Raw genomic sequence first — 13,570 nt, 5'->3', positions numbered from 1 at the left:
TCTCCTCAAGTTACTTTGTTTTAATTAAATCTTTTAATTGATTAAGTAAACTTTCTAAATTATTGACTAAAGGATTATATACATTTATTGTCTCTAAGTCAACACCTGCCTTCTTTAAAATTGCTAATGGATAATCATTTCCACCAGATTTTAAGAAGTTTAATAAGTTATCTTTATTACCTTGCTTAACATCTTCATAAAGTTTATAAGAGACTGTAATTGATGTCGCATATTTATAAACATAAAATGGTGAATGAAAAAAATGTGATACTCGTGGTCAACTATAATGTTTTTCTTTTTCATCAATAACATCTAAAACATCTTGACCATATTCATTAGAAATATTAGTATATAAATCAGCTAAAATATCAGCATTTAATGGTTGCTCTTGTTCAACTAATTTATGTGCTTCTCATTCAAATTTAGCAAATTGAATTTGACGAAAGAAAGTACCAATAATTGTTTCAATATGAGTTTGTAATAAATAAATTTTTTCTTCCTTACTTGTTGCCTTATTATATAAATAATCAAAAATTAAATGTTCATTAACTGTTGATGCAACTTCAGCTAGAATAATTGGATAATTATTATTTGGATAAGGTTGATATTTTTCTGATAACAAAGTGTGAACTGAATGCCCTAATTCATGACCAAGTGTATTAATTGAATTAATTGTATCATCTCAATTCATTAAAATAATTGGTTCAACACCATCACCACCAGTTGAATAAGCACCAGTTGTTTTGTTAGTATCTTCAAAATAATCAATTCTTCCCGGTAATAATGCTAAATCTAATTGTGCTAAATATTCTGGTCCTAAAACACTTAAAACTGATTTAATAATTTGAATTCCTGTTTCAACATCATATTTTTGTTCTGGTAAAGAAGCCATTTTTAAACTTGTATCAGTTGGATAAAGTTTTTTTAATTTAAAAAATTGTTTTTTAATTTTATAAAATTCACGAACTAAATATGAATATTTTTTACCAACAGCAATTAAATTTTGATAAACTTTCAAACTAACATTATCACCAAGTAAACTATAAGTTAATGGTGTCAAATTTTTATCATTATCAACATTACGGATTTTTATTTCTTCAATTGATGATTCAATAATTCCTTGATAAACTTGCGCTAAAGAATGTTTCTTACTCTTAATATCTTGATAAAATTTTTTATTTGTTTCAATTCGCAATTTTTGATCTTTAATTGGATCAGTAGTTTCCAAAATATTTAAATATAAAGTTTGAGTTAATTCTTGATTTTTCTTTTGATAATCAATCATCATCTTTTGTTTATCAGCAAAAACTAATGAATCATATAAATCGCCAACTGCGCCACGAGATTTACTAACTTTACTTAATAAAGTTTCATCGTGCTCACTTAAAATATACTTTTCAAATTGAAAAAACACTTTCATACTATGTTGGTAATTTGCCAAATCAGCATTATCTTTAACTCACTGTTGAATTTTCTTAGCACCAATTGTTTTAATCTCTGGTTCGATTCAAGATAATTGTTGTCCAAGATTGCTAGTTTTAATCGCAAATAAATTATTTAAATTTTGATAAGTTAAATTTGTTTGGTCTAAATCACTATAATGTAAATATTGGCCTAATTTCATAAAAGTTAATGAAAGTTCTTTACTCAATCCTAAATAAGTTTTAAAGTTTTTTAAATCTTTCAATTTACCTTTTAATTGCACCATTTTAGCAACAATTTTGTCACAATTATTTAATTCTTGTTTTCATGCATCATCATTTTTAAATAAATGAGAAAAATCTCAACAATATTTTTGTTGTTGTTCTTTAGTTAATTGACTTCGTGTCACTTTTAACCTCCATATAAAGAATTAATCACAATATATATCATACCATCTATTAGAATTGACAAAAATATATTATAATAAAAGACATAATTATTTATTAAATATTTAGAGTTATCGAAAGAGAGAACAAATATATGGATAGTCCTGTTCAAATTAATCAAAAAAAACTTTATCAATTAAATTTAGTTGGTATTACAAAAAGTAATTTAAAAAACGATTTAATTGTTAAAGTTAATAATAAAATTACTTTAATTAATCAAGAAAAAACTTATTTCGTTTATTTAGGTGAAAAAAATCAATTAACAAGAACTGGTTTAAGAAAATTATTTATTAATATTATTAGAAATCAAGAAATTCAAGATGATGTTGATATTGAAATTAAATCATTTACTAATGAAAAAATTAATGACTCAGAAGCAATACAAACAATTTATGAAGCAATTCTTTATGCAAATCATAAAGCTTATACTTTAAAAAGCAAAAGTCCTGAAAAAGTAACAATTAAATACAATTTATTAACAACTAATAAATTACCTGAATACACATCAGAAGAACAAATTAAGACTCAAAGTGAATTTTTAAACTTTGCTCGTGATTTACAAGATATGCCGCCTAATATTTTATATCCAGAAATTTTTGCTAATCATATTAGTGAAAAAGCGAAAGGAATTGCAAATTTAAAAGTAACAATTTTAGATAAAAAAGCAATTCAAGACTTAGATATGAATTTATTATTAGCAGTTAATGCCGCTTCTCATTACGAACCAAGAGTTGTTGTTCTAACTTATAATGGTGACCCCAAAAATAAAAATGAAATCTTAGGATTAGTTGGAAAAGGAATCACTTTTGATACTGGTGGTTACTCTTTAAAACCAAGTCAATATATGAAAGGGATGAAATTTGATATGTCAGGGGCAGCAATTGTTTGCAATAGTGCTCTTGCTGCTGCTAAATTAGGATTAAAAACTAACTTTATTGCTGTTGCTTGTTTAACAGAAAATAAAATTGGTGGTCATGGAACATTAGTTGAAAGTATTGTTAAATCAATGAATGGTAAAACTGTTGAAATTAATAATACCGATGCTGAAGGAAGATTAGTTTTAGCAGATGGTATTACTTATGCAATAAGAAAAGGTAAAGCAACAAAAATTATTGAATTATCAACTTTAACAGGAGCAATCTTAATTGCTCTTGGTAATTATATGACTGGTGCCTTTAGTAATAACGATCAATTATTTAATAATTTTCAAACTGCTGCTGACCAAGCAAATGAAGAAATTTGAAGAATGCCAATTCATGAAGATAACATTGTTGGTATTAAAAGTTCCGCAATTGCTGATTTAAGTAATGTTACTAAAGATAGTTATGGTGGTTCATCAAGTGCTGCTGCTTTCATTCAAGAATTCTGTGAAGACAAACCATTCTTACATTTAGACATTGCTGGAACTGCTTATGGCAATGACCGTGGTCAAGCTGTTCTAGTTAAAACTTTAGTGCAGTATATGAAAAACAATAAATAATATATATAATTTTAGTCTTATGACAATTAAAAATTCTCTTTAATCAAAGAGAATTTTTTAATATTTATTTTATTTAGCGTTCATAGTCATCAAACTTATTATATTCTTCGTCTACTTCTTGTGAGTTTTTTAAAATGCTTCAGCTTTTTTATTTTTTCCAAAAGTTTTTGCTCAACTAAATTATATTATCAATTGCAAAGATACACATAAATCGATTTTTTAAAAGGTAAACCAATGTGAATTACTCCACCAATTTTATATTTCGTATCTTTAGACATTTTTCAGAAAAAATACTAATATTATTTTCTATTGTTGGATCATTTACAATTTCATCGATAAATGTTTCATATTCTGAATAATATTTTGCAATATCTTCAGCTTTCATGATTGAACTTATATCTGTATTTTTTCAAACATCGTCATGAGCTAATTTTGCTAATTCAATGTCATTATATTTTTTACTTAAATCTATTACTAATGCTTCTAAATCAAAGCGATCTCAATTTGGAATTTCAGGAATTTTTACAAAATGTTCTTCAAGATTAAATAAACGAACACCATTTTTTGAATAATCATAATAAAGTTCTGGTATCACCGGGCCAATTACTCATTTTTCAAAATTATTAGATCATAATGTTTTATTTCATGTTGATAAAGCATAAGCATAAAGAAAATAAAGAATATTTTGTAATTTCAAAGGTGAAACTTTTTGCTCTTCAGTATTATTAATATCAAAATTATTGACATCATAAATTATATTGACAACATATTCGCTAAATTTTTTTAAATCAATATTAAAATTTTCCATATCATTTTCGACCCCTTTCTACAAAATGATAAGTTTGGTTTAAGCTAATTATATGACCGAAATTCAATTTTAAATAAAATAAATATTTATTTTATTTAGCGTTCATAATCATCAAATTCATTATCATCTTCATCTACTTCTTGTCCTAATTGCTGTGATTTTTTTAAAGCTGCTTCAGCTTTTTTAAATCGCTCCATAAATTTTTGCTCATCTTTTTTGATTTTCACTAATTCATCACTAGTAAAAACACTTTCAGAATCTGAGTCTTTTTGTTGGAAAGTAAATGAATCTTCAAAAACAATTCTTTTCTTCAAAAATTTCACTTTATTCTTTTGTAAATTTTCTACATGTTCTTGTAATTCATCAAAACGTTTTTGATTCATAGTACGAGATACATATAATTCTTTAAAATTATCGTATTCTTTTTTATTTAAAAAATAAAATTGATTACATTTAAGATAACCATCACGATTATTACCGTGCTTTTGTGAATATTCAAAATTAACTAACATTTTTAATTTTTTATCTCTTTTTTCTTTGTTATGAAAAGTAGACATTGGTATTAATATTAGATTATCGTTTTCAACTGAAAATACACCCATAAATCGATTTTTTAAAATAATGCCATCATAACTTTCAAAAGGTTTACCAATATGAATTGTTGTACCAACGACTGGTCCTTGGCGTTTTTTCATTTTTAAGAAAAAAACTTAACTTTTGCTTCTAATGATGAGTCATATAAATCATCAAAAAATGTATTATTTTCAGAATAATAATTTACAATATCTTCTGCTTTAATAATTGCATTTGCTTTTGTGTTTCTTCAAACATCATCATATGCAAGTCTTGCTAATTCAACATCATTATACTTTTCATTTAAATCCATTACTAATGCTTCTAAGTTTGTTCTTTCTCAATTTGGAATTTCAGGAAATTTTACAAAATGTTTTTCTCGATTATATAAAGTAACACCATTCTTTGAATAATCATAATAAAGTTCTGGTATCACTGGACCAATTACTCATTTTTCAAAATTATTAGATCATAATGTTTTATTTCATGTTGATAAAGCATAAGCATAAAGAAAATAAAGAATATTTTGTAATTTCAAAGGTGAAACTTTTTGCTCTTCAGTATTATTAATATCAAAATTATTGACATCATAAATTATATTGACAACATATTCGCTAATTTTTTTTAAATCAATATTAAAATTTTCCATATCATTTTTCAACCCCTTTCTACAAAATGATAAGTTTGGTTTAAACTAATTATATTGCTCAAAAATGAATTTTCAAATAAAAAAATAAAAGAAAAATATCTTTCTTTTATTTTTTTTGTTGTAATGATTCTAATGTTTGTAAAAAGATTTTTCGTTCTTTTCCTGATGAGTAATTAATTATTTTCTTATTACGAGAAACAACACGATGACAAGGAATAAAAATTGCTAACGGATTTTTACCCAAGGCAGAACCAACTGCGCGACATGCTTTTGGGTGGTTAATTTTTTGTGCTAACTCTTGATACGTAATGGCTTGATTATAAGGAATTTTAAGGGTTTCTTTTCATACTAACTCTTGAAACTTTGTTCCTTTTGGTGCTAATGGTAAATCAAAAGTAGTTAAATCTTGCTTAAAATATTGATCTAATTGCTCCAGACAATTATTAATAACAAGATTATTTGAATTTAAGGTTTCTTGATTAACTTTTGTTTCAATAAACTCTAAACTAAGCACACTTGCTTCATCAGCAGTAATTTTAATTAAACCAATTGGACTTTGATAATAACCATAACTTGCCATTATTTTTTACCTTTCTTTTCTGGTTTTGATGTTTTTGGACCATCATCTGCTTCAATATTTAAAATTAAATCTCGTAATGCTGCCGCTTTTTCAAAATTTAATTCCTTTGCTGCTTGCAACATTTCAAGTCGAATTTCAGCAATAATCTTTTCTTTAGCAGTAACTTTTGCTTTACCTTTTGCTGTTCGTAATTTTTGTAAATCAGAATCTAATTCTTTGGTACTAATAATTTCACTTAATGGTTTTTTAACATTAGTAGGAGTAATATGATGTTTTTCATTATAAGCAATTTGAATTTTTCGTCTTCTATTTGTTTCATCAATTGCTGCTTTCATTGCTAAACTAATTTCATCAGCATAAAGAATAACATGACCATTAACATTTCTTGCAGCGCGACCAATTGTTTGTACTAATGATCTCGTATTTCTTAAAAACCCACTTTTATCAGCATCTAAAACGCAAATTAAAGAAACTTCAGGAACATCTAATCCTTCTCGTAATAAATTAATACCTACAATCGCATCATAAACACCACGGCGTAAATCCAATAAAACTTTTGTTCTTTCCAAAGTTTTTAATTCATTATGTAAATAAGCAACTTTAACTTTTTGTTCTTGTAAATATGCTGTTAATTCTTCAGCCATTCTAATTGTTAAAGTAGTAATAAATACTCGTTCTTGATTTGCTGAGCGTAATTTAATTTGCTTAATAATATCATTAATTTGATTCACTGATGGTTTAATTTCAACTGTTGGATCCAATAAACCAGTTGGTCTAATTACTTGCTGAATTGTTTGATTAAATTCTTTTGGTTCTTTCTTAATTAAATCTAATTCATAATCACCTGGAGTTGCTGAAGTATAAACAACATAATTTAACTTTTGAGAAAATTCTTGAAAGTTTAATGGTCGATTATCTAAAGCACTTGGTAAACGAAAACCAAATTTTACTAAAGTTTCTTTACGACTACGATCATTATTATACATCCCTCGAACTTGTGGTAAAGTCATATGTGACTCATCAACAATTGTTAAATAATCTTGTGGAAAAAAATCAAACAAAGTATAAGGCGATGAACCTGCTGCTCTTTTTTCTAAATAACGAGAATAATTTTCAATCCCATTACAAAAACCAAATTCTCTTAAACTTTCTAAATCATTATTTGTTCTTTGTTCTAATCTTTGTGCTTCTAATAAATAATTATTTTTTCTCATTTTTGCTAATGTTTTTTCTAATTCTTTTTCAATTTCACCAACAGCAAAATTAACTCGTTCTCTAGTACTAACATAATCTTCAGCTGGGAAAATAGTTAAAAATGGAAAGCGTTCTAAAACATTACTATTTAAAATATCAACTTTAGCAATCTCTTCAATTTCATCATCAAATAAACTAATCCGCAAAAAATACTGGTCAGTTCATGATGGTGCAATTTTAATGACATCACCTTTAGCACTAAAACTTCCTGGTACTAATTCTAAATCATTGCGTTGATAACCAATTACAACTAAACGATTTAATAATTCTTGACGATTAATTTTAGTATTTTTTCGTAATTCAAAAAAAGACTTTTGGTATTCTTTTGGATCTTGAGCACCATAAATTGCTGCGACAGAAGCAATAACAATTACATCTTTTTCTGTTGACAAAGCATTTAAAGTACTCAATCGTAACATTTCAATTTCTTGATTAATTTTTGAATTTTTATCAATATAAGTATCGGTTTTTGGCAAATAAGCTTCTGGTTGATAAAAGTCAAAATAAGAAACAAAATATTCAACACGATTTTCTGGAAAAAAAGTTTTTAATTCACCATACAGTTGCATTGCCAAAGTTTTATTATGAACCAAAATTAAGGTTGGTTTTTGCACTTGTTGAATGACATTAGCCATAGTAAAAGTTTTACCTGTTCCTGTGGCACCAAGTAAAACTTGATTTTTAATATTATTTTTAATTCCTTTAACAATTTGCTTAATTGCTGCTGGTTGATCACCAGTTGGTTGATAAGGAGCAACTAGTTTAAACATAACTCACCATTAATATTTAATTATTAATTTAACTTTCTAATTAAATTATAGTACATTTCACCAATAAAATTGGTTTTTGTTACCAAAAATGATTTAACTAAAACTCAAAATAGTAATAAAATCTTGTAATTATAATAATAATTCTATACAATTTGGTAATATATAAAATATATAAATAAGTCCGGAGTATCTTAATGAAAAATAAGAAAACAATTTCAGCATGAGGCTTTATCATGTCAACTTTGGGTACTTCCATTGGTCTTGGTGGAATTTGAGGATTTCCAACTAAAATGAACCAATATGGTGGTACTTTTTTAATACCATTCTTAATTGCTTTAATTGTCTGTGCTGTGCCGTTATTATTAATTGAATTTAACCTTGGAGCAAAATATCGCAAAAATCATGTTATGGTTTTTGAAGAAATAGCTAATAAACCAGGGAAATTCTTTGGTTTTTTACAATCAGCAATGATTTGATTAATGAGTATTTTTTATAGTGTTCTAGTTGCTTGATCACTGTTAGCTTTAATTATGGCATTTCTGCCAGGTCTAACTAAAGAAGATTATTTTTTAAAAGTTTTAATTGGCGAAACTAATCCCAATCCGAAAAGTTTTTCACAATTAGGAAATATTAGTGTTTGAGTTTTGCTTAGTTTAGTAGCAGTTTGATTAATAGCAGGAATCATTGTTTTAGGTGGTGTCGCAAAAGGACTTAATCTTGCTAACAAAATTCTTACTCCTAGTTTATTTGTTTTAATGATAATTATGATGATTTATACTTTGACTTTAGATGGCGCTGGAACAGGGTTAAAAACAATGTTTAGTTTTCATAGCGATAAACTTTTAAGTCCAAGTATTTGAACTGATGCCTTTGGCTCTGCTTTCTTTATGTTAACAACTGGTATTGGAACGATGATTATTTTTGCCAGTTATTCGCCAAAGAAACAAGACAATACTAATAAAAGTTTAATCATTGCCGGTGGTACAACAGTTGTTGCTTTAATTACCGCTTGTACGGTTTTTGCTGGAATTGGTGTTATTGCTCATCATCAAGGAAAAGAAATTAACGACGTTTTTCAACCAGGACCTACTTTAATCTTTCAAGTTTTTCCACAAATCTTTGCCATTATTGCTGGTAATAATAATATGGGATTATTAGTACTTAGCCATATCTTAGCAATCTTTTTCTTTTTATCAGTTTTCTTTGCCGGAATCTCTTCAGTATACGCAATGTTAGAAACAATTGTTAATCCTTTAGTAATTGAATGAAAAGCAAAGCGTTCAAGATTAATTATTGGCATCATTATCGTTAGTCTTTTAGTTGATATCTTATTTATTTTTAATAATAGCTCAGCATTAATTGATGGATTAGCTGCTTGAGCAGCAGGAATTTGATTAATGATTACTGGAATCTTTGAATTAATTGGTGTTTCATGAATTTGAAAAATTTATCCTGATTTACGAAAATTCAATAATGAAAGATCTTGATTTAAATGAGATAAATATGGTTTTAGATTTTTTTGTTTAATTATTATTCCTGTAATTATTGCATTGAATCTTGGTTTTGCTATATATCAATTAGTAAATAATATTAAAGCCAATACCTTTGTTTTCTTAACAATTGGAACAACTTTGGGTGCATTTGTTACTTTAATCGCTGCAGCAATCTTTACTTATTTCCAAGATATTAAAAAATTCTTTCAAAAAGATAAAAAAAATCATTTAAATTAAAATCTTCAAATAAAAAATAAAAAAACTTGTAATTATCATAATAATCTTATAAAATTTGCTGATATATAAATTTATATATAATTAAATACCAGGAGTATGTCATGAAAAATAAGAAAACAATTTCAGCATGAGGATTTATCATGTCAGCTCTGGGTACGGCTATTGGTCTTGGTGGAATTTGAGGATTCCCAACAAAAATGAATCAATATGGTGGTATCTTTTTGATACCATTTTTAATTGCCTTATTAGTTTGTGGCGTTCCTTTATTATTAATAGAATTTAATCTTGGAACAAAATATCGTAAAAATCATGTGATGATTTTTGAAGAATTAGCTAATAAACCAGGGAAATTCTTTGGTTTTTTACAATCAGCAATGTCTTGATTAACAAGCATTTTCTATAGTGTTCTAGTTGCTTGATCACTGTTAGCTTTAATTATGGCATTTCTGCCAGGTCTAACTAAAGAAGATTATTTTTTAAAAGTTTTAATTGGTCAAACTAATGCTAATCCGCAAGGATTTTCACAATTAGGAAATGTTAGCATTTGAGTTTTACTTAGTTTATTAGCAGTTTGATTATTAACAGGGCTGATTGTTTTAGGTGGCGTCACAAAAGGACTTGATATTGCTAACAAAATTCTTGTTCCTGGTTTATTTATATTAATGATAATTATGATGATTTATACTATGACTTTAGATGGTGCTGGAAGTGGTTTAAAAAAAATGTTCAGTTTTCATAGTAATAGTCTTTTAAACCCAAGCATTTGAACTGATGCCTTTGGTTCTGCTTTTTTTATGTTAACTACTAGTACTGGAGCAATGATTATTTTTGCTAGTTATGCTCCAAAAAATCAAGATAATGTTAATAAAACATTAATAATTGCTGGTGGTACAATTATTGTTGCTTTAATTACATCTTGTACTGTTTTTACTGGCATCGGAGCAATTGCTAAAAACTTAAATCAACCAATTGAAAAAATATTTCAACCAGGTCCAACATTAATATTTCAAGTTTTCCCACAAATCTTTGCCATTATTGCTGGTAATAATAATATCGGACTACTGGTGCTTAGTCATAGTTTGGCAATCTTCTTTTTTCTTTCAGTATTTTTTGCCGGAATTTCCTCATTAATTGCATTATTAGAAGCAATTGTTAATCCTGTTGCAATAGAATGAAAAATAAAACGATCAAAAATAATTATTGGAGTAATTATTATTAGTCTTTTAGTTGATATTTTGTTTATCTTTAATAATAGTGCTGCTTTGATTGATGGTGTTGCTACTTGATCTGCTGGAATTTTACAAATGATTATTGGAATCTTTGAATTAATCGGTGTTTGTTGATTATGAAAAATTTATCCTGATTTACGAAAATTTAATAATGAAAAATCATGATTTAAATGAGATAAATATGGTTTTAGAATTCTTTGCTTAATCATAATCCCACTTATAATTGTTTTAAATCTTGGTTTCGCTTTATATCAACTAATAAATAATATTGAAAATAATATTTTTGTTTTCTTAACAATTGGTACAACCTTAGGTGCATTTTTTACTTTAATTACTGCGGCAATCTTTACTTACTACCAAACAATTAAAATTAAAGTTAATAAATTAAAAAGTAAAATTTCAAAGAATAAAAAATCAAAAGAAAAAGAAACAAATATCGTGAATGAAACGACAAATGAATAAAAACTAATTTGTCTAAATATATTGAATTCCATAATATTTAGTCATGAAACAAAATTAAAAGGAATGGTTTAATCAAGATTTGATTAAGTTCATTCCTTTTTTAATTAAAAAAATTATTATTTTTCTACTTTTCTTAATATATTTCTTAGTTTTCCAGTCTCTTCAATTCAATATTATTTTTATTTTCTCGATTATTATTTGTGATAATAAAATTAAGAAAAAATAACGGCCAACCAAATTGTAAATTAAAAATCATCATAATTTTAAAAACTTTCTTATTAGTTAAAAAATAAGCTCATGAGGATGCTAACCCAATTAACATTAAAATAACAATAATTAAAAAAAATCAACCGATTAAATTTAAATCGCTAGCATTAAATTGAAAAAATATTATTACTCCACTAATAATTAAAAATAAACTAACTACTTGTAATATGGTTGTAATAATAAGAAATTTTCAAATAAAATCTGATTGCTTTACTTGTTGAAAATCATTTTCATTATTAATTTTGACTTTATATTTTGTTTCTAAAATTATTAATGGAACTGAAAAAGGTAAAAATAAATAAAACATAAAAGTTCAAACTAATTTTTTATTAATTTTTTTGCAATAAAAAACATTGAAAATACCACTAATAAAACAAATAATAAAAATAATCAAACAAATGCTTGCTGGTAAAATTTCATTTTTCTGTCAATCAATCAAATCAAAAGTAACATTAAATATCATTGCAAAAATTAAAAGTAAATATGAAGCTAACAATATTGATTGTAAAGAAATTCTAGTTTTAATCATTTTTAGGCCCCCTTCTTTAAAATTATTGTGCCACTTTTATAATTAAAAATAAATAAAATCTACAAAATTACTTCCTTTTGAAAATATTCTTCTTATTAAATCATTAAAATTTTCATTTGTTTCTTTTTCACAAGAAGCATAAAGATTATATCGATAAACTTTAATGTTTAAGTCTTTAGTGACTTTAATTAGATCATTAAATTCTGGCTTATTATCTTTGATAATTGTTTTAATTTTAATTTCATTTTTATTAATTAGTTCAAGTAATTTTTCATTAATATGACTCATATATTTTGATGTTACTTTTATAGCAACCATAACGAGTTTTGCAATTAACTAGTGTTAGTAACGAATTTTTACTTCCTTGTTTTGAATTAATTAAATCTATTTCATAGTCACCACATTTTCGATGATAAATAATTTGAATATTTCTTTTAATTTCTCTTGAAATTGTGCTTTCGTTTTTTAAGGTCTTTAGCTATTTGTGAGATTGATTTATGTTTTTAGTTTAATAAATATTTAATTAAGTTGCTTAGACTTTATTTTTAATTAAATTCTTGCTCTGCTTGATTAACAAAAGCAAAGAAATTATTAATTAATACTTTTTTCAAAATTTTTACATTTTCATATTTTTCTTTTTCAATTACAACATATTGATTATCAATATAATTATTAGAATCATTTTCAAGTCATTTGTAAAAAGTAGCATGTCTTTTTAGATAATTAATATAAAGGATTAATATTTTAAAATTATATTTTTCCTGACTAAGATGATTTCTTTTTTTTGCTAATTGCTTAGTCATTTTAGCAATTCTTTTTTGATTATGTTGTAAAGGTAAATTATATCTAGAAATTTTACTTTTAGATTTATCATTAAAATAATATTTAAACAATTGAAAAGATTTCACTTCTTCAATATTAATTCTTTCTCTATGAATTTGAAAACTAGTAAGAACTTCTTCATTAGTTTGTATACCCAATTTTTTAATGTTTCTTCATAATCTTCTTAATCTGAAATAATAGCCAATAAAAGAAAATAAAAGAATAATTACCTCAGGTATAAGGATTTTTTCTTGAAATAAAAGTCAAGAACCTCATAATAACACACCATAGCTCATATAAGACATTCCACCAATTATAAAATAAGCAGTTAAATAATGATATTTAAATTTTTTAAGCATAAAAGAAAAATTATCAAATTCTGGTTCTTTAGCAAAAATAATCATAGCATTTTTAAATCGTGATAATCCAATATAAGGAGGTAAGTATGAACCTAAACCAGCTAAAAATCCAACATTTAAAGAAAGTAAAATACATACTACATAAATTCAAGAATAAGACATATCATTTTCCTATTTATAAAAACTAATT

General features: G+C 25.5%; 12 protein-coding genes. 3 read left to right on the top strand and 9 right to left on the bottom strand.

The features are described from left to right. Positions 1-10: 10 nt before the first annotated feature. Entirely contained in the window at positions 11-1,831 is a 1,821-nt protein-coding gene (gene pepF, locus LT335_RS02285; RefSeq protein ID WP_249728354.1) for an oligoendopeptidase F, read from the bottom strand. 131 nt (positions 1,832-1,962) lie between these two features. On the opposite strand from pepF, the gene LT335_RS02280 reads away from it, so the two are divergent. Then, on the top strand, positions 1,963-3,348 hold the full coding sequence (locus LT335_RS02280; RefSeq protein WP_249728352.1) for a M17 family metallopeptidase: 1,386 nt from the start codon (positions 1,963-1,965) through the stop codon (positions 3,346-3,348). Positions 3,349-3,589: 241 nt separating this feature from the next. Here the strand turns inward: LT335_RS02280 and LT335_RS02275 are convergent, their stop codons facing one another. The 5 genes from LT335_RS02275 to uvrB all read right to left on the bottom strand — a co-directional run bounded on the left by LT335_RS02275 (position 3,590) and on the right by uvrB (position 7,982). Then, positions 3,590-4,156, bottom strand: coding sequence for a Panacea domain-containing protein (locus LT335_RS02275; protein ID WP_249728351.1), 567 nt, complete (start codon positions 4,154-4,156; stop codon positions 3,590-3,592). A gap of 95 nt (positions 4,157-4,251) precedes the next feature. Beyond that, positions 4,252-4,851: a hypothetical protein gene (locus LT335_RS02270; protein WP_249728350.1), complete on the bottom strand. Its 600-nt coding sequence runs from the start codon at positions 4,849-4,851 to the stop codon at positions 4,252-4,254. Between the two features lie 2 nt (positions 4,852-4,853). Further along, positions 4,854-5,378, bottom strand: coding sequence for a Panacea domain-containing protein (locus LT335_RS02265; protein ID WP_249728348.1), 525 nt, complete (start codon positions 5,376-5,378; stop codon positions 4,854-4,856). Positions 5,379-5,484: 106 nt separating this feature from the next. Further along, entirely contained in the window at positions 5,485-5,958 is a 474-nt protein-coding gene (locus tag LT335_RS02260; protein WP_249728347.1) for a methylated-DNA--[protein]-cysteine S-methyltransferase, read from the bottom strand. Continuing rightward, positions 5,958-7,982 carry an excinuclease ABC subunit UvrB gene (gene uvrB, locus LT335_RS02255; protein ID WP_249728346.1) on the bottom strand — a complete coding sequence of 675 codons (2,025 nt, stop codon included), beginning with the start codon at positions 7,980-7,982 and terminating at the stop codon, positions 5,958-5,960. The genes LT335_RS02260 and uvrB overlap by 1 nt, the downstream gene beginning before the upstream one ends. Positions 7,983-8,176: 194 nt before the next feature. On the opposite strand from uvrB, the gene LT335_RS04545 reads away from it, so the two are divergent. Both LT335_RS04545 and LT335_RS04540 read left to right on the top strand, forming a co-directional pair. Next, positions 8,177-9,712: a sodium-dependent transporter gene (locus tag LT335_RS04545; RefSeq protein ID WP_249728345.1), complete on the top strand. Its 1,536-nt coding sequence runs from the start codon at positions 8,177-8,179 to the stop codon at positions 9,710-9,712. Between the two features lie 101 nt (positions 9,713-9,813). After that, entirely contained in the window at positions 9,814-11,403 is a 1,590-nt protein-coding gene (locus LT335_RS04540) for a sodium-dependent transporter (protein ID WP_249728343.1), read from the top strand. 145 nt (positions 11,404-11,548) lie between these two features. Here LT335_RS04540 and LT335_RS02240 read toward each other — a convergent pair whose 3' ends face one another. The 3 genes from LT335_RS02240 to LT335_RS02230 form a co-directional block, all read right to left on the bottom strand. Next, a complete protein-coding gene (locus tag LT335_RS02240; RefSeq protein WP_249728342.1) occupies positions 11,549-12,199 on the bottom strand; it encodes a hypothetical protein in 651 nt (216 codons plus the stop codon). Between the two features lie 42 nt (positions 12,200-12,241). Next, positions 12,242-12,517, bottom strand: coding sequence for a hypothetical protein (locus tag LT335_RS02235; RefSeq protein ID WP_249728341.1), 276 nt, complete (start codon positions 12,515-12,517; stop codon positions 12,242-12,244). A gap of 227 nt (positions 12,518-12,744) precedes the next feature. Further along, positions 12,745-13,542 carry a hypothetical protein gene (locus LT335_RS02230; protein WP_249728339.1) on the bottom strand — a complete coding sequence of 266 codons (798 nt, stop codon included), beginning with the start codon at positions 13,540-13,542 and terminating at the stop codon, positions 12,745-12,747. Positions 13,543-13,570: the final 28 nt, after the last annotated feature.

This window comes from Spiroplasma attinicola (genome assembly GCF_023509825.1).
Lineage (GTDB): Bacteria > Bacillota_I > Bacilli_A > Mycoplasmatales > VBWQ01 > Spiroplasma_D > Spiroplasma_D attinicola.
This window is presented reverse-complemented; position numbering and strand designations above follow the sequence as displayed.